Source organism: Streptomyces silvae, from assembly GCF_016745505.1.
Classification (GTDB): Bacteria; Actinomycetota; Actinomycetes; order Streptomycetales; family Streptomycetaceae; genus Streptomyces; species Streptomyces silvae.
In genome coordinates this window covers 35,600-61,283 of the sequence record NZ_JAERUC010000195.1, presented here as the reverse complement: position 1 = coordinate 61,283, position 25,684 = coordinate 35,600, and the positions used below count along the sequence as shown (strand labels likewise).

Here is a 25,684-nt window from a genome sequence, read left to right as displayed (position 1 = left end):
CGAGGTGGGAGGCCGGGATTCCCCGCACGGGATTCCCGGCAGCCGGTCCGTCCTTTTTCGGGGCCCGCGCCGCCACCGATCGTCGCACCGGCGGCCCGGCCGCGGATTCCGCCCCGGCCGCCCTACCCACCGACACCGCCCCCGTCCCCCGGCTCGTGACACCAGGAGCCGGACGGTCCTCAGCGCCGAAGCACCGCCACCGCCGTGTCGAAGGCCGAGTCCCGGTTGTCCGCGAACTCCTCCTCCGTGAAGACCGGTGTGCGGATGTGCGGCGGAATGCCGGCGCCGTCGAAGGTCCGCCCCGACCGGGTCAGGAACTCCTCGTTCGGCAGCCACACCTCCATGCCGTTGGGCAGCCTGCGGTCCAGGGTGTCGGAGAAGACGCCCTGCGTGGGCTCCCCGATGCGGACCGTCCTGCCGGGCCGGTCGATGAGCGCCTGTGTGAAGGTCTCGCCCGCACTGACCGTCGTCCCTGCGGTCAGCACGGCGACCGGACCGTCGTAACGCGGCACGTCCCGCGCCGGCACCACGGGGATGCTCTGCGGCCGGGTGTACCGGGTGCGCTTGCGGTAGGCGAGGTACGGGGAGTCGGTGAGGCGCTCGGCGATGCGCAGGCCGAGTTCGTCGGAACCGCCGCCGTTGATCCGCAGGTCGATGATCAGCCCCTTGAGGGAGGCCGTACGTCCGGCGGTGAGGACGGCGTCCAGCGCCGCCTCCAGCTCGGCCAACTGGGCGGAGTACGAGGGGTCCTGCCTGGTGTAGCCGGCGAATCCGGAGATACGCAGATACCCCTGTCCGCCGGGCAGGTCCGCGTAGCTGATCCTGCCGTTCGCGAATTCCTGCGGCTTCACACCGCCGAGGTCCCGTCGGACGACATGGTTCTTGATCCGGGTGTCGAGCTCCTCGCTCGGCATGACGGTGCCCGGGCGGACCTGCGCGAAGTAACGGTCGCCGTCCACGACGGCGACATGAGCGTCGTACAGAGGCCTCACCATCTCGCTGAAGAGGGCGAAGAGTTGGTCCCTGGTCGTGTCGGCGTGCACCCTGGGCCGGTAGGTGTGCCGGACCGCGTGCCAGTCGATGTCTTTGGCGGCGAAGAAGGGGTAATGCTCCTCGAAGGACTGCCAGAAGACGTCGAACGTGGTCACCGGGTCGTCGGGCGTGGGATGTGTGCACGCCTCCGGGAGTCCGGCGAGCCGCTGCAGTTCCCTGTCCCCCGGTGAGCCGGCCACGTGCAGCGCCCCTGACGGCCGGACGGTGAGGACCGCCCCGTCCTCGGCGGTGAACACGCCCCGTGCCGTCCGGTCGGCGGAGTCGCCCTTCAGGCAGCTCACGGCACTCGTCTGGTACTCCTGGAGCCGTCCGTCCGCGATCGAGACGACAGCCCCGTAGCCTTTCACCCGCCAGACTCCGTCCGGTTCCGGCCGTGGCGCGGCTGCTGCGGGCACCATCGCGCCGCCCGCAAGGGCCAGTGCCACGGCGGCCGTTGCGGCCCTGGAACTCCTGGATCGCATGCTTTCCCTCTCCCCGTACGCGACGTGCGCACAGGGAATCGACGATCGCCGACCGGTGGGCCCGGGCGACATCCGGCGGGCCGGTGGACGAGGCGGGGGTTGTCCCCCTGCTGCGCCCGCCCGGCCGGGATGATCTCCGGGGCGGCCGCCTGTCCCCGGAGACCGCCATGGCCAGCCCCGAGGCCGCCTCCCCGGTCAGGGAGTGACGAGCACCTTGAGTGCTTCGCGCCGGTCCATGGCGCGGTACCCCTCGGGCGTCTGCTCCAGGGTGACGGTGCGGTCGACGACACGGCCGGGTTCGACGGTGCCGTCCAGGACCCCGGGGAGCAGCTCGTCGATGTAGGCGCGGACGGGGGCGGGGCCGCCGGTGAGGGTGACGTTCGGTCCGAAGAGGCTGCCGAAGCCGACGGGGGCGTCGTCGTACTGGGGGACGCCGACGCGGCTGATGACTCCGCCGGGGCGGACGGCGCCGAGGGCCATCTCGTACGCGGGCAGGTGGCCGACCGCTTCGAGTACGGCGCGGGTGCCGTGCCCGCCGGTCAGGTCGCGGACCTCGGCGATGCCTTCCTCACCGCGTGCGGCGACGACGTCGGTGGCGCCGAAGAAGCGTCCGAGGTCGGTGCGGTCCTTGTGGCGGCCCATCAGGATGATCCGTTCGGCGCCGAGTCGCCGGGCCGACAGGACGGCGAGCAGTCCGACGGCGCCGTCGCCGATGACGGTCACCGAGTCACCGGGGCGTACCCGGGCCTGGTGGGCGGCGTGGTGTCCGGTGCCGTACACGTCGGCCAGGGTCAGCAGCGAGGGCAGCAGGGCGTGGTCGACGTCCTTGGGGAGTTTGACGAGGGTGCCCTGGGCCTGGGGGACTCGGATGGCCTCGGCCTGGGCTCCCCCGGTCCCGGCGGCGAAGAATCCGCCGTCGGGGCAGGAGGTGTGCAGGCCTTCCCGGCAGAACGCACAGGTGTTGTCGGCGAAGGCGAAGGGTGCGACCACCAGGTCGCCGCGCTCGAGGCCGGAGACCTCGGAGCCGAGTTCCTCGACGGTGCCGAGGAACTCGTGGCCCATGGGCACGGGCCCGTCAGCGGCTGTCATCGTGCGGTACGGGTGCAGGTCGCTGCCGCACACGCAGGAGCGCAGAACGCGCACGACGGCGTCGGTCGGCTGCTCCAGGACCGGGTCGGGGGCGTCCTGGACGCGGACGTCGCCGGCTTCGTACAGGTAGGTGGCCCGCATGGGGGAACAACTCGCTTCTTGCTGCGTGAATCGTGGTGCGCGCCCGTCGGCCGTACGAGGCGACGGTGCGGGGTCGGTGGACCGGGGGTGGGTGTCGGGTCACGGGACGCTGAGGATGATCTTTCCGTGGGCCTGATGTGAGCGGAGGCGGGCTGCGGCCCGGGCGGCGGTGCTGAAGGACAGGGTGCTGTCGATCAGGGGCCGTACGCGTCCGTCGGCGACCGCGGGCAGCAGCCGTTCCCCGGCCGTGGCGATGACCCTGCCGAGCTCCGCGGGACGGGAGAATCCGAAGGACACGCCGTGCAGGCGCAGGTGACGGTAGGCCAGGGCGTCCAGGTCGATGGTGGACGCGGCCCGGTCGAGGCGGCCGATGTTCACCACGGCGCCGTCGGTGCGGGTGGCGGGCAGGCAGTCCGCGAAGGTCCGGCCGCCGACGTGGTCGAGTGCTACGTCGACGCCTTCACCGCTGGTGGCGGCCAGCACCGCCTGGGTCAGGTCCTGTTCGCCGGTGACGACGACGGTGTCCGCCCCGGCGTCCACGAGCAGTTCGCTCTTCGCGGCGTTGCGGGTGGTGGCGATGATGCGGCCGGCGTCCAGGGCGCGGGCGATCCGTACGCCGATCAGGCCGATGCTGGAGGTTGCTCCGGTGATCAGCACCGACTGCCCTGCGCGGAAGCCGGCCACGGCGAGGGCGCCGTGTTCGGTGAGCAGCCCCGTGGGCAGCGCGCATGCTTCCTCGTAGCCCAGTTCGTCGGGGACGGGGAGGACGTGCCGGTGGTCGGCCACCACGTACTGGGCGAAGCTGCCCGGGGCGGTGCCCGTCACCCGCGTTCCGGCCACGGGCATGCCGTCGCCTGCGCCGGAACCTTCCCCGACGGCAGTGATCTCGCCCGCGAACTCGAAGCCGGCCTGGTACTCCTCGCCCGTCCCGCCCGCCGTGGGGTCGGCGGCGGCGAGCATGGAGGCGTCGGCGTTGTTGAGCGCCACCGCTCGGGCGCGCACCACGACCTGTCCGGGGCCCGGGGCGGGGACGGGGACCTGGCGCGGTGTCCAGTCGGGGCCTGTTCCGCCGAACAGGGCGGTCATCGTGGTGGGCATGAAGGGGGTGCCTCCTCGTGTGCGGGGGTTCAGCGGCTGCGGGTGCGCGGGCCGGTGTACTGCGCCTCGGTGACCTTCTCCAGCCAGGTGGTCTCGGGCCGGTCGTCACCGGGAGCGGGGGCTTCCCAGAGCGCCAGGTGCTCCATGAAGCGGTCCTCGGTGGCGCCGTGCCAGTGCTCCTCGCCGGGCGGACAGGTGACGGTCTCGCCCGGGTATGCCTCGAGGACTGTTCCGTCACGGGTGCCGACCAGGGCGGTACCTGCGACGACGTGCAGAGTCTGGCCGACGGCGTGGTGGTGCCAGGCGGTGCGGGCGCCCGGGGAGAAGCGCACCATGTTGGCCCGCATCCGGGACGGCTCGGTACCCGCGTAGAGGGCGTCGAACCACACGTCTCCGGTGAACCATTCCTCGGGGCCCTTGGCCGTTGCCTGTTGATGTACGAATTCCATGGCGGGCTGTTCCTTGTGTGTGGTGGGGGTGGGTATCTGCGCCGTCGGCGGTGATTTCTTTGCCGGGTGCCGGGCCGAACAAAAGCTGTCGGCCGATGGGGCCGCGCCGATTCGTTCGCGGCTTCTTCGTCGGTTTACTCCCGGCCTGATGTCCAGGATTGCACCTGGGCGCAGCCGTGCGCAGAGGAGAATTTTCTCCTGGGAGAAAGCATCCTGGGAGAGATTCCTCCCCCTCACGCGAAACGCACTCGCTGTCACACTGGGAGCATGAGTTCGACACCGCATCTCAACGAACTGGGCGAGTTCCTCAGGGCACGCCGCGGCGAGCTCAGTCCTCGCGCCGTGGGTCTGCCCGAGAGCACGGGACCACGTCGGGTCGCCGGGTTGCGCAGGGAAGAGGTGGCGCAGCTCGCGGCGATCTCCACGGACTACTACACCAGGCTGGAGCAGGGCCGCATGCCCGCCTCGGGGCCTGTCCTGGACGCCATCGCCGTGGCGCTGCACCTCGATGACGACCAGCGCCGCTATCTGTTCGGCCTGGCGGGAAAGGAGACGGCGAAGCCCCGTCGCCGGACACGCCAGAAGGTACAGCCGCAGTTGCGCAGGGTCCTGGACGACCTCACCTCCACCCCCGCCGTTGTGATGGGCCGCCGGATGGACGTCATCGCGTGGAATCCGCTCGCGGCGGCATTGGTCACCGATTTCTCGGCCGTCCCGGAAAAGCACCGCAACTATGTACGCATCCTTTTCACGGACCCTGCAATGCGCACGCTGTACGCCGATTGGAAGAGTGTCGCCCGCACCAGCGTCGCGCAATTACGTATGGAGGCCGCGAAATATCCTGACGACCCTCGGCTGACCGCATTGGTCGGCGAGCTGTCCGTCCAGGACCCGGACTTCCGCCAGTGGTGGGCCGGGCACCACGTCGCCACCCTGAGTGTCGGCACGAAGGTGCTCCACCATCCGGTCGCGGGAGAGCTCTCCCTGGACTGGGACACCCTGACCGCCAGCACCGACCCCGATCAGCAACTGGTCGTCTGGACCGCCGAGCCCGGCACCCCCACCCACGACGGGCTGCGCATCCTCGCCTCGTGGGCCGCGGACCGGGACCTCTCAGCCGCTCCGCCGGAGTAGGGGGAGCCAGGACCGGCGTAGGGCATGCTCCCCCGAGCCGCTGATCAGTGCTCGCCGGCGGTCGGAGACGGCTGCCGGTCAGAGATCGCCGGCTGCCGGAGACCGCTGCCTGTCAGAGGTCGCTGTCGATCCCGGTGACGGCGGGCGGTCCCAGGGGTGCGTCCTTCTCCGAGAAGCCCGTCTCCCGCAGGGCGTCGGAGACGAGTCGCACGGCGGCCAGTTCCGCCTCGTACCGGTCCGCAGCGTCGACCTCCAGCCGGATGGAGAAGGTGGCGTCATCGTTGAGGGTGAGCAGATCGAGGCCTTCGCTCTCGCTCACGTCGGTGTGCTGTGTGGCCAGTTTGCGCTCCAGGACGGCACGGGACGTGTCCGTGACGTCCGTGACGAATGTGCCGGGCACGGTGATCACGAATGTGGTCATGAGAGCTCCTCGGTGCGCCTTCGGTTTCGCGTCTCCCTACGGCTACCCACATAGTCGGAGGTCACCGGCGAAGCCTGGTCACCGGCGGCGGGCGCCCAGGCCTCGCGCGCTGCGGCCCGGCGCCGGGACCATCCGTACGATTCCACTGACGAGGGTGTCGATCAGGTCGTCGGAGGGTGCGTCGCTCCCGTGCGTCAGCAGCCGGGCCAGGGTGCGCACCAGAGCGGGCGAGGCCATGACACGGGGGCCGAGGAGCGGCCGGTAGCCGTAGCGGGCGAGCACCAGATCGGCGACGGTGTTGCCCAGCCGGTAGTAGCGCCCCCAGCGGCGGTTCACTTCGCTCACGTACTGGTGCAGCGCCTGCTCACGGCCCGGGCCGGCCCGGCGGTGCAGGGCGAGTGCGACGGTCTCGGCCGCGACCTCTCCCGCCTCCATCGCCTGGACGATGCCTTCGCCGCTCCACGGGCTGACCATGCCGGCGCTGTCACCGACCAGGAGCAGGCCGCGACGGTACTGGGGGCGGCGGTTGAAGCCCATGGGGAGGGCGGCGCTGCGCAGCGGGGAGTCGGCGTTCTCCTCGCGCAGATCCCAGTGGTGGGGCACCCGGGTGAGCCATCGGTCCATGGTGGCCCGCAGGTCCACCGAGCCGTGGGCGCGGTGCGGCAGTGCGCCCAGGCCGACGTTGACCCGGCCGTCGCCGAGGGGGAAGATCCATCCGTATCCCGGCAGGTCACGGCCCGTACGGGAGCAGAGCAGGTCGGCCCAGAGCTCCAGATACGGGTCGTGGGTGCGGGCCTCGCTGCGGTAGTAGCGCCGGGCGGCGGTGGCCATCGGCCTGCTGCGGTCCCGCTCCAGCCCCATGGCGAGGGCGGTCCGGGCGGAGGCACCGTCGGCGGCGATCACCACGGGTGCGTGGAAGTTCTTCGGCTGCTTGTCAGCTCCGGCGACGGTGCTCACGCCGACGATGCGTCCGGCACGGTCGGTCAGCGGGGCCGTGGCCTTCGTCTCCAGGCACAGCCTCGCCCCGGCGGCCACGGCGTGCTGGGCCAGGATGTCGTCGAAGTCGTGGCGGGAGCGGGTCAGGCCGAAGTCCGGATGGCTGCCGGAGCGGGGCCAGTCGATGTGTACCTGGCGTCCTCCGCAGACCCATCGCATGCCTTTGGTCCGCATCCAGCCGGGGGCGTCGATGTCGACGCCCATGCGCACCAACTGCTGTACGCCTCGCGGGGTCAGGCCGTCCCCGCACACCTTGTCGCGGGGGAAGGTGCCCTTCTCCAGCAGCACCACGTCCACGCCGGCGCGCGCCAGGTGGAGTGCCGCAGCCGAGCCGGCGGGCCCCGCGCCCACCACGATCACCTGCGCCTGCTGATCGCCGCTGCCCATGCCGTCGTCCGACTCCACGTGCTGCCTCCTCGATGAGCGGGGCGGGCCGGGAGGTCCGACGCCCGATGCCGGCCGGACCGGTTCCGGTCGTGTCGAGGCCGCAGGGCCGTTTCCGGCAGGGTGAACGTGTGCGGAACAGCAGGCCCTCGGACGGTTGTTCCCTCCGAGGGCCTGGCTGTCTCGGCCTACGCGCTCAGGCGGTGGTGATGTTCTCCGCCTGCGGGCCCTTCTGGCCCTGGGTGACGTCGAAGGTCACGGCCTGGCCTTCCTGGAGCTCACGGAAGCCGGTGGCGTTGATGGCGGAGTAGTGCGCGAAGACGTCCGGACCGCCGCCGTCCTGCTGGATGAAGCCGAAACCCTTTTCGGCGTTGAACCACTTGACGGTTCCGCTGGCCATGCTCGTGCCTTCCCTTTGAGATCCGGACCCGCACCTCGCGGTCCCGGAGGCGTCGTGGTTCCGTGTCTGCCCAGCAAAACGCCCGCACCGAAGCGCGGGCAGGCAGGCGAACCACGACATCTGGCAGTGACGCTACATGGCGAAACCGGCCCCCACCAGAGAGCAACGACGCGATGTGCGCGTCCGGTGGGATCGGCTCACTCCTACGGCGTGATTTGGGCGTGAACTTCGGATGTGCGTCACCCCATTGCTCGCGGCGGGGTGGGACACGTTCCCGTCCGCGCCCTCCTGAGGACACACGTACGGGCAACAACTTCGGGCCAACCTTGCCGGGTCGTCATGGCGTGGAGGCCCGCACGTTCGGACGCGGCACACCTCCGCTCCGTCCGCCCCCGGCATATGAAAAGGGCACACATCCGTGGCGATTCGGGATCCACCGGGTGTTACCTACGCCCGTGTCGGTAGCATCAGCCGCTATAGGCCGTTTGAGACACACAGCGAAAGACGAGGACTGCATGTCCGAAAACACTCCTACATCCGGCATCAGCGCAGATTATGCGCAGCGCATCACGGACGATCTGGCAGCCAACCGGAGCGAACAGGACCGGGCGCGCGCCGAGCTGACCCGACTGCAGGACGAGCTCATCCAGCTGGAGGAGGGCGAGCAGATCTTGGTCAAGATGCAAGAAGTACTGGGTGTCGCGGCGCCCGCCGCGAGCAGGAGCAAGGCGGTGAAGGCGGCGGCGACCGTCCCGGCGGCCCGCAGCCCCAAGGCCAAGAAGGCGTCGCCGAAGGGCGGCAGCACGCCGAAGCCCCGCGCTCGGACCGACCGGCAGACGCCCGCAGGTGAGACCGGGACGGCCAAGAAGTCCGGGGAACCGACGTGGCGTGAGCTGGTCACCGGATATCTCGCGGACCAGAGGGAGCCGAAGTCCGCCGCAGAGGTGGCCGCGGCCCTGACCGAGGCTCACCCCCAGCGCACCACCCAGGTCACGGTGGTGCGGAACACCCTCGAGCAGGGCGTCGCGCACGGGCTGCTGGAGCGCTCCAAGCAGGGACGCTCCGTCTACTACAGCCCCGTCCCTGCCGCCAAGGCCACCGGCGCCGCGGCCAAGTAACCGCGGTCCAACGGCCGCGAGCTCATCCGCGCGGCCCGGCCCCCAGGGCGACGACCGCTTGTTCGATGGTCCGGCCGCTCCGTTCGGCCGTCGGGCTCGCGGGCCCCGGACGCACAACCGCACGGCGTCCGACCGAAGCGGACGAAGCGGCGGTCAGGGAGGCAGACTCCCACCCGGCCTCCCGGCCGCCTCGCCCTCACCGCACCCTCGGACATCCCGGACCCGTACTCCGGTGAACACCCACCTTCCGTCGGCATGACCGCCGGGGCCCGCGCAGGATCCGCCGCCTGCACGGAAGCGGGAGTGTACGTTCGTACGCTCGACCTATATGGTTCCCGTATGACTGTGGAAGCACCGAGCCGGCCCGTCCTGGCAGAACGGCAGGCCCGGGTGGCCGTCGCCGTGCTCTTCTTCACCAACGGGGCGCTGTTCGCCAACCTCCTGCCGCGATACCCGCAGATCAAAGCGGATCTGGGCCTGAGCAACTCCCTATACGGCCTGGCCGTCGCGGCGTTCCCGGCGGGGGCCATCGCGGCCGGGCTCGCGGCCGGAGTGGCCATCCGCCGACTGGGTTCGGCGCGGGCCGCGGTGCTGGGCACGCTGCTGACCGGTGGGGGCATCCTCGCGGCGGGCCTGGCCGACTCGGTCGTCCTGTTCGCGGGCGCACTGTTCCTGGCCGGGGCGATGGACGCCGTCACCGATGTCGCGCAGAACGCCCATGGGCTGCGGGTGCAGCGTCGCTACGGACGCTCCATCATCAACTCCTTCCACGCGGTCTGGTCCATCGGGGCCGTCGTCGGCGGTTCCATGGCCGCCGCAGCGATCGCACTCGGCCTGTCGAGGGGCCAGCACCTGACGATCTCGGCCGTGGTGTTCGCCGTCGCGGCGTGCATAGCCCTGCGGTACTGCCTCCCCGGGCCCGAGACGGAGACCGAGCCCGGGACAGAGACCGCGAACGACCCCGTCCCTGCGAGCGAGTCCGCCTCCGTGCCGGACGCCGGCGGTCGCGTGGAAGGTGCGGCGGGCCCGGGGACGAGAGGCCGGCGCACCGTGTATGTACTGGCCGCCCTCGTCCTCATCGCGACGGCGGGCACCCTCGTCGAGGACGCGGGCAGTTCCTGGGCGACGCTCTATCTCTCCGGTTCCCTGCACGCGTCGGTGACCCTGGCCGCGTTCGGCTACATCGCCCTGGTCGGTGCCCAGTTCATCGGCCGTGTCATCGGCGACCGGCTCGTCGACCGGTTCGGCCAGCGCACCGTGGCCCGGGCGGGCGGTCTGATCACGGCGGCCGGCATGGGTCTGGCCCTGGCCGTACCCTCGGTGCCCGGTACGGTCCTGGGCTTCGCCGCGGCCGGATTCGGGGTGGCGACCCTGGTGCCCGCCGCCATGCACGAAGCCGACGAACTGCCCGGGCTCAAGCCCGGGTCGGGGCTGGCGATCGTCTCCTGGCTCATGCGTCTGGGCTTCCTGGCCTCGCCCCCGATCGTCGGGCTGGTCACGGACGCCACCAGTCTCCGGGTGGGCCTGCTGGTGGTGCCCCTGGCCGGGCTGCTCGCGTTCCTGCTCGCCGGGGTGCTCCGCAACCGCCGCCACTGAGCGGCCGCCCGGGGTCATGACCGCCGTGCCCGCCTCCGGCCGTCGGACAGTTGCCGCTCCTCCGTCAGCGGCGCGGTGCCGGGTACGGCGTGGGCAGCGGCATGCCACGGGCGGCCATGATGTCCCGTACGCGGTCGGGGTAGTCGGTGATGATCCCGTCGATGCCCATGTCCATGAGCGCCTCGACGGTGGCGGGGTCGTCGCAGGTCCAGGGGATGACCTTCAGTCCGCGCCGGTGGGCGTCGCGGACCATCTTCCTGTCGGGGTAGAAGCGGAAGCCGGGGTCGGCGACCGTGCCGTTCTGCGGGAATCCGTAGTTCGGGGACAGTGCGGTCACGCCGGGGACGGACGCGGCCGCCCGGACGAAGTCGCCGTCGTAGTCATCGGCGTCGATCCCGCCGAGCCAGGGTGAGGCCCCGGGCTTTCCGATCTCGAGGAAGTCGTAGTTCGTCAGGGCCACCAGAGGGTACGACGGGGCGATCCTGTGCATCTCCTTCAGGGCGCCCCAGTCGAAGGACTGGACGGACACCTGCTTCTCGATGCCGGAGCGGCGGATCTCCTCGTGGACGCGACGCACGAACAGCGTGCGCGGGGCGGTCTGCTCGGGCGCTCCTGCCTCCACCTTCGTCTCGATGTTGAGCTTGATCCGCTTGGCGCCGTAGCTCCTCACCAGGTTGAGGACATCCTTCAGTTCGGCCATGCGATGGCCCTTGATCTGCTCCTGCTCGGGGAAGCCGGGCAGCTGCTGGTAGCCGCAGTCCATGGTCTTGATCTGCGCGAGCGTCAGGTCCTTGATGTACTTGCCGACGTACGGGTACATCGCGTCACCCGGTGTCAGCGGACCGGTGTCCTTGCACTTCTGGGCGCTGACCTGCCGGTCGTGGGTCACCACCACTCTGCGGTCCTTGGTGATCTGGGTGTCCAGCTCCAGGGTGCTGACACCCAGGCGTATCGCCTTGGCGAAGCCCTCCAGGGACTCCTCCGTGGTGAGCCCGAGGCCGCCGCGGTGAGCCTGGAGGTCGAAGGCGGCGAGGGGGTGGGGTTCGTGCTGGTGGGGAGCGGTGGCCGCGTGCGCGGACGCCGGAACGGCGAGCGCGGGCAGAAGGGCCAGGCCGGCGACTGCGTGCCTCAGGGACATGTGTGCCTCGTCTGTTGCGTCGAGCTGGACGCCGCGAAGCCAATCCCGGGGATCCGGCCCGTGCGAGGCCTCACAGCGAGGACACCATGAACGTACGTGGAACGGTCGCCCCCGAGGAAGGCCCGGGCCCCGCCGGTCACCGGCCGCAGCCGCTCCACCGCACGGAACGGGCCCCCCACGCCCGACGGGACCATCGGCCCCCGTTCGGGTGAACTCCTGTCCGGTCGGGAATAGCGGGTACGAGGCGCTGTTGACCTCACCATGAGTTCTGAGACGCGTGAGACATTCGGACGGGTCGGCATCTGGAGCGGTGCCCTGCACGGGTCGCGCACGGACGACGCGGGCAGGAAAGCGATCGCGGAGGCGGTCGCCGAGCTCGAAGAGCTGAAGTACGGCACCCTCTGGATCGGGGGCAGCCCTTCGGTCGAGGACGCCGCAGCTGTCGTCGCCGCCACCCGCACGGTCACCGTGGCCACCGGCATCCTGAGCATCTGGGACCACACCGCCGAGGAGGTCGCGGCAGGCATCGCCGCGATCGGCGCCGGCTCACGCGGGCGGTTCGTGCTCGGCCTGGGCGTCAGCCACGGCCCGATGGTGCCGCAGTACAGCAAGCCGTACAGCGCGATGGTCGGCTATCTCGACGCACTCGACGCCGCGAGCCCGCCGGTGGGACCGGAGAGCCGGGTCCTGGCCGCTCTCGGCCCGAAGATGCTGAAGCTCGCCACGGGGCGGGCGCTGGGCGCACATCCCTATCTCGTCACCACCGAGCACACCGCGGAGGCGCGTGCGGCGCTCGGCCCCGACGCCCTGCTCGCCCCGGAGCTGTCGGTGGTCCTCGACACCGACACCGACCGGGCACGCACCACCGCACGGAACATGCTCGCGATGTACCTCCAGCTGCCCAACTACACGGACAACCTGCTGCGCCTGGGGTTCTCCGAGAGCGACTTCGACGGTGGCGGCAGCACCCGTCTGCTCGACGCCCTGTTCGCCCTGGGCGACGCCGGGCGTGTGAAGGCCCGGACCCAGGAGTACCTCGACGCCGGTGCCGATCACGTGGCACTCCAGGTCCTCACCGCCGAGGAGGGTGGCGGCGGTCTGCCTCGGGCCGAATGGCGGGAGCTGGCAATGGCGTTCGGCGACGAGCTGTAGAGGACCACGTCCGGGGACGGCCGCTGTCCGTCCCCGGCCGGCGGCACCCGCACGGCGGCCATGTCCCGGAGCGTGAGGCTGCGGGCGCGGACTACCCCAGTTCGATGGTCGTGGCGGCGAAGAGGCCCGCCATGTCGACGTCGGGGGTGTCACCGGTGTACATCCGGGCGCACTCGAAGGTCGGTTCGAGTCCGAGGCGCTCCATCAGCCGGATCGCCCTCACGTTGACGTCGGGCACGTCCAGGGCCACCGGCGCCCCCTGCTGGGCTGCCGACAGGCCGTTCAGCAGAGCGAGGGCCACATCGTCGGAAGCGGCGTAGAGGGGGCCGACGCGCACACCCGACTCCGCGGGGCGGGCGACTCCGAAGCCGCTCAACTCGCCGTCCCGCAGCGCCACAAGGGCGGTGTGACCCGGCACGCCCACCCAGAGGGAGAGGAAGGCGTCACGGCTCGCGGGGAAGAAGCGGCGGTCGTACGAGGCCAGCCGGCCGAAGGGGACGGAGCCTGCGTCCATGACGGCGATGTCCTGTGCGGGCTTCTCGCCCGCCGGTGTTCCCGCGTACCGGATGTGGGTCCAGGCGGTACGGAACCCGGACCTGCGGTAGTTGTCCTGCTGGTCGACCACACCGTCGAGCCCCACGTTGCGGCCGTCGAGGCGCTTCATGGCTGCCTGCCACGCCTGGATCCCGTAGCCCTGGCCCCGGATCCGGGGACGGGCGATGTAGAACCCGATGAAGCCGAAGTCCGCTCCGTACCGCACGGCGGAGATGGAGGTGACGGGTTCTTCGTCGAGCTTGCCCAGGAGGAAACCGTGCGGGTCGGCGGCGTGGAAGGGGAGGTGGTCGAACTTCCCCGGGTTCCACTGCTCGTCGGCGGCCCACTCCAGGAACTTCGTCATCTCACGGGTCCCGGCGGTAGTGATCTCGTACTCTGCCATGTCCCTCTTCCACTCGATCCGGTGAAGCCCGGTGCAGCAACGGGGCGGGTCCGGCTCCCGTTTCGGCCCGGAACCCTGTCCCGGACGTTCCGTGCCGTCCGCTCGCGAGCGGCACGGATACGGGGAGTGGTACGGGCGAGGCCCGGCAGGCGGGCACGGGTGCACGGGAGCCGGTTCCATTCTTGCCGGTCCGCGACGAGCCCGGCTCCCTGTTTCCGGACGCGCCGCCGGGTGGTCCTCCGCTGCGTGCCGCCACCGGGCCCGCCCGGATCACAGGTCTCTGCGCATGCAGACCCTCGGCCAGCGGTCCAGGCCGTGGGCGGCCTCCGCCCGGCGGATCTCCCGCAGGCCCGGACCGAGCTCGGTGTCGTCGAGCAGGCGGAAGCCGCAGCGCGCGTAATAGGGCGCGTTCCAGGGGACATCGGCGAACGTGGTGAGGGTGAGGGCGAGTACACCGCCGGCCACGGCATGAGCAGCGAGGTGGTCGAGCAACGCACGTCCGATCGCGCGGCGCGCCTGGTCGGGGTGCACCGAGACCTGCTCGACGTGGAGGTTCCCGTCCACGTGTTCGGCGATGAGGTAGGCCACCGGTACGTCGGCCGGGTCGACGGCGGCCCAGGCGAGTCCGTTGCTCCGGTAGCGCTCCAGTTCACCGAGCGGGAGCGGCTCGTCCTCGGCGATCCGGGCCATGCCGATATCGCGGAAGCACTGCCCGGCGGCTCGCTCGATGTTCTGGAGACGCGGTAGTTCGTCGGTGTTCACCGGTCGGATACGCATGGGGGCATTGTCCCGGGCAGCCGGTGGCCCGGCTGTGCCGCCCCCGGCATGCGGCTGCCGGGCGACGCTCAACGGCGTCCGACGCGCCGCCCGTTACCGATGCCCGCGATGTGCAGCGCCAGGGCGACGAGGCCGAGCAGCATGATGTTCGTCGAGGAGAAGACGTCGTTCGTCGCTATGTCGGCGGCGTTGACCAGAAAGGCGATGAAGAACAGTACGGCTGCGGCAATACCCAGCATGGCGTCGCTCCCTTGAGTCGCTCGTATCGTCGGAACACGCGTGTGCCCCCGCAAGGGTGGATCAGGCCGGATCGGAGGCCGCGTCTCCTGGTTCGGGCCGGCGAAGTCCCGGCGAACCTGACGGTCCTGTCGAGTTCGTGCCCCCGTCGCCCCGGAATTCGCCAGGATGGTCGTATGACGACCACTTCGCAGGCCCTTTCCTTCGACGGAGCGGCCTCCCGGTACGCCGCGCACCGTCCTTCGTATCCGCCCGCGCTGTTCGACGCGATGGAGGAACTGGCGGGCCGCCCGCTGAGAGGCGCCGACGTCGCCGACATCGGCGCGGGTACGGGGCTCGCGACCCGGCACCTGCATGCCCGCGGTGCGCGCGTCGTCGCGGTCGAACCAGGAGCTGCCATGGCGGGCCAGTTCCTCCTCGGGCTGCCGGACGTCCCGCTCGTACGGGGCGACGGGAACCACCTGCCGCTCGCCTCCGGGTCCATCGACATACTCGCCTACGCCCAGAGCTGGCACTGGACCGACCGGCGCGCGTCCGTGCCGGAGGCCCGGCGAGTGCTCCGCCGGGGCGGGGCACTCGCCCTGTGGTGGAACGACTCGGACAGTACGGTCGGCTGGACGGCCGACCAGGACGCCCGTCTGCGCCGGCTCTTCGGCGCCGAGGACGAAGAGCCCGATCCCGCGGCCCGATTCCGAGGTCTGCCCCCGGGACTCAGCTTCGCCGAGCGGCAGATCACGTGGTCCAGGAGCATCCCGCTCGACTCGCACCTCGCGAACCTCGCCACTTACTCCGACTTCCTCGTCCTCGGCGAGAAGGCCACCGGGGCGTTCCTCGCCGAGGAGCGGGACCGTCTTCTGGAAGTGTTCCCGCACGGGACGGTCGAGGAGCGCTATGTGGTCAGCCTGGCCGTTGCCGTGCACTGACCGTCCGCGCGGACACCGTTCCGCGTCACGGCATGACGACGGATCGAGGCGGTCGGCACCGAGCAGCGTGGGCCTGGCCGCCTCGGGGCGGGAGGGGATCCGCCCCGCCCGGCTTCCGGGTCTCAGGCGGTGTACTGGTACGCCGGGTAGGTCAGGTAACCCGCGTCGCCCCCCTGGTAGTACGTGGCCTCGTCGACGGGCGCGATCGGCAGATTGGAGCGCAGGCGCTCCACGAGGTCGGGGTTGGCGATGAACGCACGGCCGAAGCCGATCAGGTCCGCGCCCAGCCCGAGCCAGTGGTCGGCCTCGGCCCGGCCGGTCTGCTTGGGGCCCATGGGGAACACCGGGTTCATGATCAGGGTGCCCGGCCAGGCCCGCCGCAGATCCAGCAGCACCTCTTCGCCGGCCGTGGCCTCGAGGTGTACGTAGGCCACCTCCAGCCGGGCCAGCTCGGCCAGCAGCGCCGTGTTGAGCTCCAGGGCGTCGGTCTCCTCGACGCCCCAGAAGCCGCCGCCCGGGGACAGGCGTATCCCGGTCCTCTCCGCGCCGACCGCCTCCACCGTCGCGGAGACCGCCTCCACGGCGAACCGGATGCGGTTGGCCACCGAACCGCCGTAGACGTCGGTGCGCAGATTGGCGTTGGTCGAGAGGAACTGGGAGATCAGATAGCCGTTGGCGCCGTGCAGTTCCACCCCGTCGAACCCCGCGTCGACGGCACGGCGCGCCGCGCTCGCGTACGCCTGGGCGTGCTCCCCCACCTCGGAGGTCTCCAGAGCACGCGGGAGCGGAGCCGGCTGAGGGCCGGTGGGGGTGAACACGTCACCCACGGCCGGGACCGCGGAGGGGCCGACCGGCTGCAGGCCGGTGGTGTCGGGGTGCGAGACCCGGCCGCCGTGCATGATCTGCGCGAAGATCCGCCCGCCGTTCGCGTGCACCGCGGACGTCACGGGACGCCACGCGGCCACCTGCTCGTCGGTGTGCAGTCCCGGCGTGCCGGGATTGGACTGTCCGATCAGGCTGGGCTGCACTCCCTCGCTCACGATGAGTCCGGCCGTCGCGCGCTGGGCGTAGTAGGCGGCCATCGAAGGGGTGGCGAGGCCGCCCGCCGCAGCGCGGACGCGCGTCATCGGCGCCATCACCAGCCGGTTGGGCAGATTCAGGTCACCGAGCTGGTAGCTGCGGAAGAGGTCCGTCATCTCGGGCACGTCCTTGCGTCGACTCCGCGCCCGCCTTCCGGGCACATCGATTACGCTAAAACCTCACATCAATGTCAGAGGCAAGCCCTGTGATGCAGATCACGGACCATGGGGAGGGCGTATGCGCATCGGGGAGCTCGCAGCACGGACAGGGGTGAGCGTCCGGTCCCTGCGCTACTACGAGGAGCAGGGGCTGCTCGCCAGCACCCGTAGCGGCAGCGGTCAGCGGCACTACACGGACGACCAGACCGAGCGGGTCGGGTTCATCCAACGGCTGTACGCGGCAGGCCTCTCCAGCCGCACCATCCTCGAACTGCTCCCCTGCACCGACTCGCCGAGCCGGAACAACTCCGACGCAGCTCTCGAACGGATGGCGCAGGAGCGTGACCGGCTCAGCCGGCACATCACCGACCTCGCGGCGACCCGGGACGCGCTCGACGGGCTCATCTCCACGGCCCGCGCCCACCGCGAACAGCTTCAGGAAGCGGTGACCGGCTGAGGGAACCCGAGACCTGCCGAGGGAACCCGAGACCTGTCGAGAGCGAGCCGTGACCTGCCGGGAGATCCCGGCAGCTCACTGCGGTGTCCGGACGCCCCCGACGAGGGCGAGACCCTAGCTCACCGGCTCTCCTTGAGCAGCTTGCGGCGTTCGCCGCGCTTGGGGTGACGCACCGTCACCCCGCCCATCCCGCAGGCCCCGGTGACGCGGATCAGAGGTGTGCCCGGGAGCTTGTCGGCGGTGGTCCTGTTCCGGAAGCCGGCGAGGCCGGGGTCCAGCTCCCCCGCCTCCACCACCCACCCGTCAGGGATGACGATCTCGACGCCACCGGTCTGGCCGTCCACCTCGATCTCCACCACGCGCAACCGGCACTCGACCCGGGTGAAGTCGATCTTGGCGCCGCCCAGACCGCCGTAAGCGCTGATGTGCTCGGGCACGCGCCAGGCCCCCTCACGCACCACACCGGCCATGCCCGCCTTGAGGACCAGCGGCTGGGCCGGCGGCAGGGCGGGGACGAGGTCGGCGGTGAGGGGTGCCAGCTCGTCATGTGTCCGGGCGGCCAGGGCCACTTCCAGCCGCACGCCCAGCTCGTCGAGGTCGATCCGGCCGTCGGCCGCCGCGTCCTGCAACTCAGCCACCACTGCCTCGCGGTCCGCGTCGGAGGCGCGCAGGGGGACGACGGGGCGTGAGGGATCGGCGCTCATGGAGCCGATGATATCGAGCGTGACGGCAGGGTGGGCCCGGAACCACGGACGCCGTGAGGGCCGTCCGCAGCCCAGGCCGCGACGGGTTCCCGCAGGGCGTAGAGGTCCGCGCTCCTCGCCTGGCCGCGGCCCAGGGGGTTTGCCCCACCTCAGGTACGCATGCCTGCCGCATGGGCAGCCGGGCGGGCCTCGACCACGCTTGCCGCATGACGAACTGGACCCGCACGACACTGTTCCTGACGCTCTGTGCCACCGCCGTGGCCGCCACGGTGACCGCCGCCCCGCCCGCGGCCCTGGCGGCCGGCACCGGAGGTGCGTCCGCGCCCCGGCTCGACTGGCACCCGTGCGAACTGCCCGCCGGAACCACCGGTCCCGCGGAGCAGGAGTGCGCCACCCTGCCCGTCCCCCTGGACTATTCCCGGCCCCACGGGAGCACCGTCCCCGTCGCCGTCACCCGGCTGCGCAGCGACCGGCCGGAGAAGCGGCGCGGCACCCTGGTCGTGATCCCGGGCGGCCCCGGATCGTCCGGTGTGCAGCGTCTGGCGCAGAAGGGCGCCGCGCTGCAGGAGGCGCTGGACGGGGCGTACGACCTGATCAGTCTCGATCCGCGCGGCGTCGGCGGAAGCGTCAGGGCGCGCTGCGGAATCCCGGCGGCGGACCGCCGGCTGGTGACGCTGCGGTCGTGGCCCGCCCTGGACGGCGGGATCACGGAGAACACCGCGCGGTCCCGGCGGACGGCCGAGTCCTGTGCCGCCCATGGGGGCGCGGTGCTGCGGTCGTTCACCACGAGGAACGAGGTACGTGACATCGACCGCTTCCGGCAGGCCCTGGGCGAGCGGAAGCTGTCGGTCTGGGGCACGTCCTACGGGTCGTACGTCGGTGCCGTGTACGGGCAGACGGAGCCCGCCCGTGTCGACCGTACGGTGCTCGACAGCACGGGCGACCCGGACCCGTCGAGGGTCGCGCGCGGGTGGCTGGAGAACATGGCGCGGGGGTCCGCCGACCGCTTCGTGGACTTCGCGGCCTGGGCGGCTGATCCCGCCCGTGAGGCGGAGGGGCTGCGGCTGGCCTCACGCGCCGAGGACGTGGAGCCGCTGTTCCTCGCGCTCGCCGAGCGCCTGGACCGTTCTCCGCGCGAGTCGGACACGCCGGGCGTCCCGCTGACCGGCAACGGGCTGCGGCAGGCGCTCCAGAACGCCCTGTACGGCGACGCGGCGTTCCCGGCGATGGCCCGTCTGATCCAGGAGGCCCGGGATCAGACGGGCAGGCCGTCCCTGCCGCCGGACCTGGCCCAGGTCATCCCGGACGAGGACGCGGCGCTCATGGTCGCGGTGATCTGCAACGACGTGCGCTGGCCCGGCCCCGCCTCCGGGGACGCGGGGCGGGTCGCCGCCGACCGCGCGCGGTATCCGCTGACGGCCGGGATGCCGGTCAACGTCACTCCGTGCGCCTTCTGGGAGGACGGCCCGGCCGAGCGGCCCGTACGGATCACCGACGAGGGCCCGTCCAACGTCCTGATGGTGCAGAGTCCGCGCGATCCCGCGACGCCGTACTCCGGCGCGCTGAAGATGCGCACGGCGCTCGGTGACCGCGCCAGGATGGTCACCGTCGACCAGGGCGGCCACGGGATGTATCTCGGCAACGGCACCGCGTGCGGCGACCGCGTGGTGACCCGCTTCCTCACCACCGGGCAGCGCCCCGCCCAGGACACCCGCTGCACGGACTGACGCGGGCGGGGCACCCCTGTGTGCGGGGAGGCGGACAGCTCGTCAGGGGCTGTCCGCCTCCCAGGCCCAGCGCCTCGGGTCGGCGGCCACGGGCCCGTACACGGCGCGTCCTCCCGCACCGAACTTCCCGAGCTCCGTGCCGAGCGCGGCGCCCACGGCGAGGCGCTCCTCGGGCCAGCTGGTCACGTCGAGGAGCAGCCCGTCCAGGGGGCCGCCCACCAGTTCCACGTAGACGTGCCCGGGCCTGGGCCCCGGGTCGGGGTCGTCGTGGTCGGCGCCGTAGACGCGGCGCCTCATCAGTTCGTCCATGGCACCAGCATCACAGCCACCACCGACAATCCCCCTCGGTCGCTCCGACGGTTTCCCGTACCCCGCCCCGCGACCGCGCTGTGCGGCTCACATGCGGTGGCCGAGGGCCGGATCCGCGGGCGGCGCGGGTTGGCGCTACGGGCGAGCGCTCACCCGGTGTGGCAGCGTGGAGGCGCGCCCGCCCTCCGCATCGCCCGGTACGGTTCACCGGCCCAGGGAGGGCCCCGTACGAGACAGAGGAGAGAACATGTCGAAGCCGCCACTCCCCGACGCCGCGATCGCCATGCTGCGCAAGCCCAACCCCGCGGTGATCGCGACCCTTCGTTCGGACGGGCAGCCGGTGTCGACGGCGACCTGGTACCTCTGGGACGAGGGCCGGGTGCTGGTCAACATGGACGAGGGCCGCAAGCGCCTGGACCATCTGCGCAGGGATCCCCGGGTGACGCTGACGGTGCTCGACGACTCCGACTGGTACACCCATGTGACCCTGATCGGGCGCGTCGTCGAGATGAGCGACGACGAGGGTCTCGCCGGCATCGACCGGCTGTCACGGCAGTACCTCGGCCAGCCGTACGCCGACCGCGACCGCGCCCGGGTCAACGCCTGGATCGAGATCGACCGCTGGCACGGATGGGGCGGCTTCCGGGACAGCTCCCAGGCGGCGACCTAGGGTTTCCGCCCGGACCAGGCCAGACCAGGACCAGGCCCAGGCCCAGGCCCGACCGCCGGACCAGGCCCCGTCGCTCTCGGCCCGGGCGGGGCAAATGGTCACAGTGCGGACTCCGCACGCGTTTCGGCGTGCGCGCCGCCCCCTTCCCGGGTGACGGTGGACCTCCTTCGGATGCGCCGGGGCGCCCCGCCGTCCGGCTCCGCCGAGGACGTCGCGATCGGCCAGGCGCACTGGCCCTGCTGAGGAGGCTCCATGAACTGGACACTCGAGGTCATCCCGGTCCCCGTCACCGACATGGACCGGGCGAAGGCCTTCTACACCGACCGGGCCGGCTTCAGGCTCGACCTGGACGACGAGGTCGCCCCCGGCATGCGCATCATCCAGCTGACGCCACCGGAGTCGCGGTGTTCGATCGCGATGCTCCGGGGGATGCCCGCCTTCCCCGGCGAGAGGACGATGTCACCCGGCACGCTGCAGGGTCTCCAGCTCTGCGTGACGGACATCGAGGCGGCACGCGAGGAATTGACGGGCCGGGGCGTGGACGTCTCCCCGATCCGGCACGTCGGCGCGACGGGCTGGGAGGAGGGCAAGGGGGACACCTGGAATTCGTTCATGTCCTTCGCCGACCCGGACGGCAACGGATGGGTGGTCCAGGAGGCGCCTTCGGAGCTGTCGGCCCGCTGACACGCCGCCGGGGCGGACCGGCGCCTCCCGTCCGGATCACACCGACCGGCGCTGACGCCGCATACCCCTGCCACTCGGCGGGGTATGCGGCGTCAGCGGCCCGTCCTGTATCAGGCGTTGGGGTCGAAGGGGATGCCGGCCGGGAGTGCCTTCGCCAGGTGGGCGGCGAAGTTGCCGTCCTTGAGGCCGAAGACCGCGCTCCCGAAGTCCGCCTGGACCAGCTTGTCGCGCAGGCCGGCCGGGTAGCCGTTCCAGCCGACGAGAGTCGGGAACCGCCACTCGTGGTAGTGGTTCTCCGGCGGCTCGTCGTTGGAGTTCGCGGGGCGGAAGCAGTGGGTGCTCACACCGTCCTTGTGGTAGACGATCTTGGGGTGGGTCCCGTCCCACCGGATCCGGTCACTGGAGTAGATGTCGAAGTTCCCGTGGGCGGAGGTGGACACGTAACGGGCCTGGTTGTCCTGGATCCAGACCACGACGTGTTCCCAGTCGTGCCGGTGCCCGCCGAGCCCGCTGCCGGCCACCGCCTGGTCCTTCTCGAAGTAGAGCCCGTACATGACGGCGCACCACCCGTTGTTGCAGGTGGAGCGGGCATAGCCGTTGGTGTTGTCCAGATCGACGGCGTCACGGCAACTGCCGTTGACCGCACCGGTGGTGTTGAGGCCGGGGGCGATCGTTCCGTCGGGCCCGATCGCCGGTGTGGGATAGCAGCCGTCCGTGTCGTAGTCGAACGCCGGCTGGAATGTCTGTTCCAGCGCGTCCGCGTTCGCCGGAAGCGCGGTCGGCGGGTCGGCGAGCGCGCTGCTCGCGGTGGCGATGACCAGAGCGACGGCGCTGGTCACGACGAGAGCGGCCTTACGGATCGGGGCGCGGCTTTTCACTGACGTCCTCCAGGTCGGCGCGTGGCTGTGGGGGGCACGCGCGATACGCCTGGCATGCCCACCACAAACACCTTGAACCCTGCGAGCGCGCCCGGTCCGGCGTCACCCCCAACTCAGCCTGCGCGTACGGCCGTTGTCGTCGCAGCGGAGGTACCGGCGCGGGCGGCCCTGCCCGGGCGCAGGGTCCACGGCACCGGGTCGGTGTTCGTCAGCCAGCCGTCGGCGATCAGCCCTCGGACGACGTACATCCGCAGCTCCCGCGACATCTTGCCCCAGCCCATCGCCTGGCAGAGCTGCTTGACCGAAGGCCCATGACCGTGTGCGGCGCGGAAGGCGGCGGCGAACTCGGCGGTGGCAGGCCCCTGGTCGGGGAACTTCGCCTCCCAGACACGGTGGGCCGCGCGCACCTTCTCCTCGAACTGGGCCGGAACCGCCGTGCGCATGAACGCCTCGGAGACCCTGGCCGTCGACAGGGAGCAGTCGGTGCAGCTCTCGACCGCCTCGACATGCCGGCGCAGGGCGACGCTCGCCCGGCCCTTCCAGTCCTCCCAGTTCAGTTCGTCCGCCTCGGGCTCCTTGCGCCTGGCCGCCGGAATGTCGGACGGGGGGCGTACCCCGGCCAGATGCCGTACGGCTTCCGACAGCAGATAGCGGTCGCCGTCGAGCTCCTGCAGGAAGCCCTTGGCGAGCAGTTCGGGCAGAGCGGTCCGGCAGTCGTCGGGCAGGTGGGCGGGCAGCGTGCCGTACGCGTCGGCCGGGCCGTGGGCCGCGAGGAACAGCGCGGCCAGCCGCACGGCGGTCGAGGTCTTCTTGACCGGCTTGGCGGCCAGGGTCCGCACCGTCCAGCCCGAGACCCTGGACCGCATCACCTTGCCGAAGGGCAGCCGGGCGTCGGTCCGGCCGGCGAGGTCCGGCACGACGATCCCCACCGGGGTGACGAGGTCGTCGCCGAGCAGGGTTTCCTGCCTCTGCCAGCCGAGGGCGGCGAAGGAGGTGACGGCGGCCTCCGGATCGGCCAGGCGCAGGGAACGCAGGTCCTGGCCGGTGAGGTTGCCGATTCCGGTCCGGGCCGCCCGGACGGCGACGACGACCGCGAGGAGCTGGGCGTCGGCACCTCGCAGCGGCAGTGATCCCACGTAGGCCAGGAGCGTACGGGCGGCTTCTCCCTGGCTGGGCGTCAGCAGGAAGGGCTTCGGCTTCACCACCGGTGCGGCCTGGGCGGGGGGCGAACTGGGGGAGGAAGTGGGCATGTTCTGCACAACGCGCGGGAGGGGCCGAGGTCACCGTTCGTGCCGATGTCCGCGCCGCCGGACGGTCGGCCGGTAAACGATATGAACGCAATGACGAGACCTCTGGTGGATCACAGCGGCGTGGCTAGCATCGGCCGGCATGCAACGGAGCGAGAAGCCAGGAGGCAATACCGTGGTCGCCTTTGTCATGCGGCAGCGTTCACACGGAAGGCGGTCACCGGTGACGGCAGGCTGCGCGGCAGGCGCTCTCGCCGCGAGCCTCATGCTCGCGGCGAGCCTCATCGGCCCCGCCCAGCCCTCGGCGGCGGCCGGAGCGCCGGATACGGTCGCCTGCCCGGCACGACTGGCACCGAAGGCGACCTGCTACGCCGGGCAGGACTCCCACGGCGCGCACTACACCGTCGCCGTCCCCCACACATGGAACGGAACGCTGGTCATGCACGCCCACGGTGGACCCGACCTGGGCGCGGAGTCGGACCCCGAGCGCAGCGCCGACGACCTGGAGCGCTGGTCGGTCATGGTCGACGAGGGCTACGCCTGGGCGGGTTCGGCCTACCGCCGCGGTGGCTACGGGACGAGGATGGCGGCCGCGGACACGGAGAACCTGCGCCGGCTGTTCACCAAGAGGTTCGGGCGCCCCGACACCACGCTGATCCACGGCCAGTCCTGGGGCGGGAATGTGGCCGCGAAGACCATCGAGACGTACGGAGCCGGGCCCGGCTCCCCCTATGACGGCGCGCTGCTCACCAACGGTGTTCTCGCGGGCGGCTCGCGTGGTTACGACTACCGGGTGGACCTGCGTGTCGTGTACCAGTACTACTGCCGGAACCATCCGCGCCCGTCGGAGCCTTCGTACCCCCTGTGGATGGGCCTCCGTGACGACTCGACCATGACGGGCGCCGGGCTGCGGGCCAGGCTTCAGGAGTGCACCGGGTACGCCTCGGAGCCTGCGGAGCGGACGCCCCTCCAGCAGCGGAACCTGGACGACATCCTCGCGGTCACGAAGATCCCCGAGCGGACCCTGGAGTCGCACCTCTCCTTCGCGACCTTCACGTTCCGCGACATCGTGCGACGGCTCGGCCTGCGCAGCCCCTTCGGCAACGAGGGGGTGCGTTACAGCGGGTCGCACGACGACGCGGCCCTGAACGCCGGGGTCGAGCGGTTCTCCGCCGACCCCTCGGCCCGCCGTGACCTCTCGTACGACAGTGATGTGACCGGCACCGTGTCCGTCCCCGTGCTGACCATGCACGCCATCGACGACCCCACGGCCTTCGTGGAGCACGAGGCGGCCTACCGCGACAGTCTGAGGGGGGCTCACCGCGACCGGTACCTCGTGCAGACCTTCACCCAGGAGGGCGAGCACAGCGGGCTCAGCACGGCGGAGTACGCCAGTGCGCTCTCGGCGTTGTCCGGGTGGGTGCGCACAGGACGGAAGCCGACGCCGGCCTCCGTCGCCTCTTCCTGCCCGGCCTTCGACGACGTGTACGGCACCGGGTGCTTCTTCCGGCCCGGCCATCGCCCCGGCCCTTACGCCTCGCGCGTGAACCCACGCCCGGGGGCCACGCAGTGGCCCGCGATGACCAGGGCCCAGGAGAGGAAGTGGAGCCGGCTCGGGGACGTGGGAATCGCGCCCTGAGCGGCGTCGACAGCGGCGTCGACAGCGGCGCACGCGTCGGGTGGCCGGGGCTTCGGTTCCGGCCCTGAAACCGCTCTCCCCCGGCGGTCCATGCTGGATATCGTTCCCGGATGGCTGTCCTCGAACGTCTGCGTCCCGATCACGCTCCCGCCCTGCTCGCCTTCGAGCGGGAGAACCGCGCGTACTTCGCCGCCTCCGTCCCGGACCGGGGGGATGCCTTCTTCGCCGGATTCGACACCCGGCTCGCCGAGTTGCTCGCATCGCAGGCGGCGGGCGTGGACCACTTTCACGTCCTGTCGGACGGAGACGGGGCCGTGCTGGGGCGGGTCAACCTGGTGGACGTCGCGGGAGGCTCGGCCGAGCTCGGGTACCGGGTCGCCGAGCGGGCGGCGGGACGGGGGCTGGCCACGTCGGCGGTCCGCGAGGTGTGTGCGCTGGCCCTCGCGGAGTACGGCCTGACCGTCCTGCGGGCCAGGACGACGGCGGACAACGCGGGTTCGAGGGCCGTGCTGGCCCGTACCGGGTTCGTGGAGGCCGGCGCGATCACGCTGATGGGAAAGCCCGGGCTGTCCTTCACCCGTGATCTGGCGGACGCGGGACACCGGGGCTGAGCGGGCGGGGCCCGCG

27 protein-coding genes are annotated in these 25,684 nt (G+C 71.4%); 11 read left to right on the top strand and 16 right to left on the bottom strand.

Features of this window, described 5'->3' with window-relative positions:
* Nucleotides 1-179: 179 nt before the first annotated feature.
* From JKV81_RS32080 to JKV81_RS32065, 4 genes are all read right to left on the bottom strand, one after another.
* Entirely contained in the window at nucleotides 180-1,514 is a 1,335-nt protein-coding gene (locus JKV81_RS32080) for a S41 family peptidase (protein WP_202079120.1), read from the bottom strand.
* Between the two features lie 195 nt (nucleotides 1,515-1,709).
* Nucleotides 1,710-2,744: an alcohol dehydrogenase catalytic domain-containing protein gene (locus tag JKV81_RS32075; protein ID WP_202079118.1), complete on the bottom strand. Its 1,035-nt coding sequence runs from the start codon at nucleotides 2,742-2,744 to the stop codon at nucleotides 1,710-1,712.
* A 99-nt stretch (nucleotides 2,745-2,843) separates the two neighbouring features.
* The gene (locus JKV81_RS32070; protein ID WP_202079116.1) at nucleotides 2,844-3,842 is read right to left on the bottom strand and encodes a quinone oxidoreductase family protein; all 999 of its coding nucleotides are present in this window, start codon (nucleotides 3,840-3,842) and stop codon (nucleotides 2,844-2,846) included.
* A 29-nt stretch (nucleotides 3,843-3,871) separates the two neighbouring features.
* Entirely contained in the window at nucleotides 3,872-4,291 is a 420-nt protein-coding gene (locus JKV81_RS32065) for a (R)-mandelonitrile lyase (protein ID WP_129260453.1), read from the bottom strand.
* 267 nt (nucleotides 4,292-4,558) lie between these two features.
* Between JKV81_RS32065 and JKV81_RS32060 the strand changes: the two genes are divergently transcribed.
* Nucleotides 4,559-5,425, top strand: a complete 867-nt coding sequence (locus JKV81_RS32060; RefSeq protein WP_202079114.1) for a helix-turn-helix domain-containing protein — start codon at nucleotides 4,559-4,561, stop codon at nucleotides 5,423-5,425.
* A gap of 112 nt (nucleotides 5,426-5,537) precedes the next feature.
* On the opposite strand, the gene JKV81_RS32055 is transcribed toward JKV81_RS32060, so the two are convergent.
* From JKV81_RS32055 to JKV81_RS32045, 3 genes are all read right to left on the bottom strand, one after another.
* On the bottom strand, nucleotides 5,538-5,846 hold the full coding sequence (locus JKV81_RS32055) for a hypothetical protein (RefSeq protein ID WP_147983076.1): 309 nt from the start codon (nucleotides 5,844-5,846) through the stop codon (nucleotides 5,538-5,540).
* Nucleotides 5,847-5,924: 78 nt separating this feature from the next.
* Nucleotides 5,925-7,247 (bottom strand): geranylgeranyl reductase family protein, encoded by a 1,323-nt coding sequence (locus tag JKV81_RS32050; protein WP_307820644.1) that lies wholly within the window; start codon nucleotides 7,245-7,247, stop codon nucleotides 5,925-5,927.
* A 175-nt stretch (nucleotides 7,248-7,422) separates the two neighbouring features.
* A complete protein-coding gene (locus JKV81_RS32045; RefSeq protein WP_014158060.1) occupies nucleotides 7,423-7,626 on the bottom strand; it encodes a cold-shock protein in 204 nt (67 codons plus the stop codon).
* A gap of 515 nt (nucleotides 7,627-8,141) precedes the next feature.
* Here JKV81_RS32045 and JKV81_RS32040 point away from each other — a divergent pair.
* Both JKV81_RS32040 and JKV81_RS32035 read left to right on the top strand, forming a co-directional pair.
* Entirely contained in the window at nucleotides 8,142-8,744 is a 603-nt protein-coding gene (locus tag JKV81_RS32040; RefSeq protein WP_202079112.1) for a hypothetical protein, read from the top strand.
* 339 nt (nucleotides 8,745-9,083) lie between these two features.
* Complete coding sequence (locus JKV81_RS32035) at nucleotides 9,084-10,340, top strand: MFS transporter (RefSeq protein WP_129260458.1); 1,257 nt, start codon at nucleotides 9,084-9,086, stop codon at nucleotides 10,338-10,340.
* Between the two features lie 64 nt (nucleotides 10,341-10,404).
* Here JKV81_RS32035 and JKV81_RS32030 read toward each other — a convergent pair whose 3' ends face one another.
* A complete protein-coding gene (locus JKV81_RS32030) occupies nucleotides 10,405-11,478 on the bottom strand; it encodes a glycerophosphodiester phosphodiesterase family protein (protein ID WP_202079110.1) in 1,074 nt (357 codons plus the stop codon).
* A gap of 261 nt (nucleotides 11,479-11,739) precedes the next feature.
* On the opposite strand from JKV81_RS32030, the gene JKV81_RS32025 reads away from it, so the two are divergent.
* On the top strand, nucleotides 11,740-12,630 hold the full coding sequence (locus tag JKV81_RS32025) for a TIGR03620 family F420-dependent LLM class oxidoreductase (protein ID WP_202079108.1): 891 nt from the start codon (nucleotides 11,740-11,742) through the stop codon (nucleotides 12,628-12,630).
* 91 nt (nucleotides 12,631-12,721) lie between these two features.
* Here JKV81_RS32025 and JKV81_RS32020 read toward each other — a convergent pair whose 3' ends face one another.
* The 3 genes from JKV81_RS32020 to JKV81_RS32010 all read right to left on the bottom strand — a co-directional run bounded on the left by JKV81_RS32020 (nucleotide 12,722) and on the right by JKV81_RS32010 (nucleotide 14,583).
* Nucleotides 12,722-13,567 (bottom strand): GNAT family N-acetyltransferase, encoded by an 846-nt coding sequence (locus tag JKV81_RS32020; protein ID WP_202079106.1) that lies wholly within the window; start codon nucleotides 13,565-13,567, stop codon nucleotides 12,722-12,724.
* Between the two features lie 270 nt (nucleotides 13,568-13,837).
* Nucleotides 13,838-14,344 (bottom strand): GNAT family N-acetyltransferase, encoded by a 507-nt coding sequence (locus tag JKV81_RS32015; RefSeq protein WP_202079104.1) that lies wholly within the window; start codon nucleotides 14,342-14,344, stop codon nucleotides 13,838-13,840.
* A 68-nt stretch (nucleotides 14,345-14,412) separates the two neighbouring features.
* Entirely contained in the window at nucleotides 14,413-14,583 is a 171-nt protein-coding gene (locus tag JKV81_RS32010; protein WP_164493781.1) for a hypothetical protein, read from the bottom strand.
* 174 nt (nucleotides 14,584-14,757) lie between these two features.
* Here JKV81_RS32010 and JKV81_RS32005 point away from each other — a divergent pair, with 174 nt between their 5' ends.
* Nucleotides 14,758-15,504, top strand: coding sequence for a class I SAM-dependent methyltransferase (locus JKV81_RS32005; protein WP_129260463.1), 747 nt, complete (start codon nucleotides 14,758-14,760; stop codon nucleotides 15,502-15,504).
* A 122-nt stretch (nucleotides 15,505-15,626) separates the two neighbouring features.
* Here JKV81_RS32005 and JKV81_RS32000 read toward each other — a convergent pair whose 3' ends face one another.
* Nucleotides 15,627-16,700, bottom strand: a complete 1,074-nt coding sequence (locus tag JKV81_RS32000; RefSeq protein ID WP_129260464.1) for an alkene reductase — start codon at nucleotides 16,698-16,700, stop codon at nucleotides 15,627-15,629.
* 121 nt (nucleotides 16,701-16,821) lie between these two features.
* Between JKV81_RS32000 and JKV81_RS31995 the strand changes: the two genes are divergently transcribed.
* The gene (locus JKV81_RS31995) at nucleotides 16,822-17,199 is read left to right on the top strand and encodes a MerR family transcriptional regulator (RefSeq protein ID WP_124278825.1); all 378 of its coding nucleotides are present in this window, start codon (nucleotides 16,822-16,824) and stop codon (nucleotides 17,197-17,199) included.
* A gap of 119 nt (nucleotides 17,200-17,318) precedes the next feature.
* Here JKV81_RS31995 and JKV81_RS31990 read toward each other — a convergent pair whose 3' ends face one another.
* Complete coding sequence (locus tag JKV81_RS31990; RefSeq protein WP_202079102.1) at nucleotides 17,319-17,903, bottom strand: DUF1707 SHOCT-like domain-containing protein; 585 nt, start codon at nucleotides 17,901-17,903, stop codon at nucleotides 17,319-17,321.
* A 206-nt stretch (nucleotides 17,904-18,109) separates the two neighbouring features.
* Between JKV81_RS31990 and JKV81_RS31985 the strand changes: the two genes are divergently transcribed.
* Nucleotides 18,110-19,630, top strand: coding sequence for an alpha/beta hydrolase (locus tag JKV81_RS31985; RefSeq protein ID WP_129260466.1), 1,521 nt, complete (start codon nucleotides 18,110-18,112; stop codon nucleotides 19,628-19,630).
* A gap of 42 nt (nucleotides 19,631-19,672) precedes the next feature.
* On the opposite strand, the gene JKV81_RS31980 is transcribed toward JKV81_RS31985, so the two are convergent.
* The gene (locus JKV81_RS31980) at nucleotides 19,673-19,939 is read right to left on the bottom strand and encodes a hypothetical protein (RefSeq protein ID WP_202079100.1); all 267 of its coding nucleotides are present in this window, start codon (nucleotides 19,937-19,939) and stop codon (nucleotides 19,673-19,675) included.
* A 247-nt stretch (nucleotides 19,940-20,186) separates the two neighbouring features.
* Here JKV81_RS31980 and JKV81_RS31975 point away from each other — a divergent pair, with 247 nt between their 5' ends.
* Entirely contained in the window at nucleotides 20,187-20,609 is a 423-nt protein-coding gene (locus JKV81_RS31975) for a PPOX class F420-dependent oxidoreductase (RefSeq protein ID WP_202079098.1), read from the top strand.
* Nucleotides 20,610-20,861: 252 nt separating this feature from the next.
* Complete coding sequence (locus JKV81_RS31970) at nucleotides 20,862-21,293, top strand: VOC family protein (protein ID WP_129260469.1); 432 nt, start codon at nucleotides 20,862-20,864, stop codon at nucleotides 21,291-21,293.
* A gap of 110 nt (nucleotides 21,294-21,403) precedes the next feature.
* On the opposite strand, the gene JKV81_RS31965 is transcribed toward JKV81_RS31970, so the two are convergent.
* Both JKV81_RS31965 and JKV81_RS31960 read right to left on the bottom strand, forming a co-directional pair.
* Complete coding sequence (locus JKV81_RS31965) at nucleotides 21,404-22,171, bottom strand: NPP1 family protein (protein WP_129260470.1); 768 nt, start codon at nucleotides 22,169-22,171, stop codon at nucleotides 21,404-21,406.
* 113 nt (nucleotides 22,172-22,284) lie between these two features.
* Nucleotides 22,285-23,421 (bottom strand): hypothetical protein, encoded by a 1,137-nt coding sequence (locus tag JKV81_RS31960; protein ID WP_236058312.1) that lies wholly within the window; start codon nucleotides 23,419-23,421, stop codon nucleotides 22,285-22,287.
* 187 nt (nucleotides 23,422-23,608) lie between these two features.
* Between JKV81_RS31960 and JKV81_RS31955 the strand changes: the two genes are divergently transcribed.
* Both JKV81_RS31955 and JKV81_RS31950 read left to right on the top strand, forming a co-directional pair.
* On the top strand, nucleotides 23,609-25,057 hold the full coding sequence (locus JKV81_RS31955; RefSeq protein WP_372444269.1) for a hypothetical protein: 1,449 nt from the start codon (nucleotides 23,609-23,611) through the stop codon (nucleotides 25,055-25,057).
* Nucleotides 25,058-25,167: 110 nt separating this feature from the next.
* Nucleotides 25,168-25,668, top strand: coding sequence for a GNAT family N-acetyltransferase (locus JKV81_RS31950; protein WP_129260472.1), 501 nt, complete (start codon nucleotides 25,168-25,170; stop codon nucleotides 25,666-25,668).
* The last annotated feature ends 16 nt before the right edge of the window (nucleotides 25,669-25,684 follow it).

Coding starts and splice junctions, on each gene's coding strand:
- JKV81_RS31975 (WP_202079098.1), top strand. CDS start 20,187: ATGTCGAAGCCGCCACTCCCCGACGCCGCGATCGCCATGCTGCGCAAG.
- JKV81_RS31955 (WP_372444269.1), top strand. CDS start 23,609: ATGCGGCAGCGTTCACACGGAAGGCGGTCACCGGTGACGGCAGGCTGC.
- JKV81_RS32025 (WP_202079108.1), top strand. CDS start 11,740: ATGAGTTCTGAGACGCGTGAGACATTCGGACGGGTCGGCATCTGGAGC.
- JKV81_RS32065 (WP_129260453.1), bottom strand. CDS start 4,291: ATGGAATTCGTACATCAACAGGCAACGGCCAAGGGCCCCGAGGAATGG.
- JKV81_RS32020 (WP_202079106.1), bottom strand. CDS start 13,567: ATGGCAGAGTACGAGATCACTACCGCCGGGACCCGTGAGATGACGAAG.
- JKV81_RS32030 (WP_202079110.1), bottom strand. CDS start 11,478: ATGTCCCTGAGGCACGCAGTCGCCGGCCTGGCCCTTCTGCCCGCGCTC.
- JKV81_RS32060 (WP_202079114.1), top strand. CDS start 4,559: ATGAGTTCGACACCGCATCTCAACGAACTGGGCGAGTTCCTCAGGGCA.
- JKV81_RS31995 (WP_124278825.1), top strand. CDS start 16,822: ATGCGCATCGGGGAGCTCGCAGCACGGACAGGGGTGAGCGTCCGGTCC.
- JKV81_RS32000 (WP_129260464.1), bottom strand. CDS start 16,700: ATGACGGACCTCTTCCGCAGCTACCAGCTCGGTGACCTGAATCTGCCC.
- JKV81_RS32075 (WP_202079118.1), bottom strand. CDS start 2,744: ATGCGGGCCACCTACCTGTACGAAGCCGGCGACGTCCGCGTCCAGGAC.
- JKV81_RS32080 (WP_202079120.1), bottom strand. CDS start 1,514: ATGCGATCCAGGAGTTCCAGGGCCGCAACGGCCGCCGTGGCACTGGCC.
- JKV81_RS31980 (WP_202079100.1), bottom strand. CDS start 19,939: ATGGACGAACTGATGAGGCGCCGCGTCTACGGCGCCGACCACGACGAC.
- JKV81_RS31960 (WP_236058312.1), bottom strand. CDS start 23,421: ATGCCCACTTCCTCCCCCAGTTCGCCCCCCGCCCAGGCCGCACCGGTG.
- JKV81_RS32005 (WP_129260463.1), top strand. CDS start 14,758: ATGACGACCACTTCGCAGGCCCTTTCCTTCGACGGAGCGGCCTCCCGG.
- JKV81_RS32070 (WP_202079116.1), bottom strand. CDS start 3,842: ATGCCCACCACGATGACCGCCCTGTTCGGCGGAACAGGCCCCGACTGG.
- JKV81_RS32015 (WP_202079104.1), bottom strand. CDS start 14,344: ATGCGTATCCGACCGGTGAACACCGACGAACTACCGCGTCTCCAGAAC.
- JKV81_RS31970 (WP_129260469.1), top strand. CDS start 20,862: ATGAACTGGACACTCGAGGTCATCCCGGTCCCCGTCACCGACATGGAC.
- JKV81_RS32055 (WP_147983076.1), bottom strand. CDS start 5,846: ATGACCACATTCGTGATCACCGTGCCCGGCACATTCGTCACGGACGTC.
- JKV81_RS31990 (WP_202079102.1), bottom strand. CDS start 17,903: ATGAGCGCCGATCCCTCACGCCCCGTCGTCCCCCTGCGCGCCTCCGAC.
- JKV81_RS32040 (WP_202079112.1), top strand. CDS start 8,142: ATGTCCGAAAACACTCCTACATCCGGCATCAGCGCAGATTATGCGCAG.
- JKV81_RS31950 (WP_129260472.1), top strand. CDS start 25,168: ATGGCTGTCCTCGAACGTCTGCGTCCCGATCACGCTCCCGCCCTGCTC.
- JKV81_RS32035 (WP_129260458.1), top strand. CDS start 9,084: ATGACTGTGGAAGCACCGAGCCGGCCCGTCCTGGCAGAACGGCAGGCC.
- JKV81_RS32010 (WP_164493781.1), bottom strand. CDS start 14,583: ATGCTGGGTATTGCCGCAGCCGTACTGTTCTTCATCGCCTTTCTGGTC.
- JKV81_RS32045 (WP_014158060.1), bottom strand. CDS start 7,626: ATGGCCAGCGGAACCGTCAAGTGGTTCAACGCCGAAAAGGGTTTCGGC.
- JKV81_RS31985 (WP_129260466.1), top strand. CDS start 18,110: ATGACGAACTGGACCCGCACGACACTGTTCCTGACGCTCTGTGCCACC.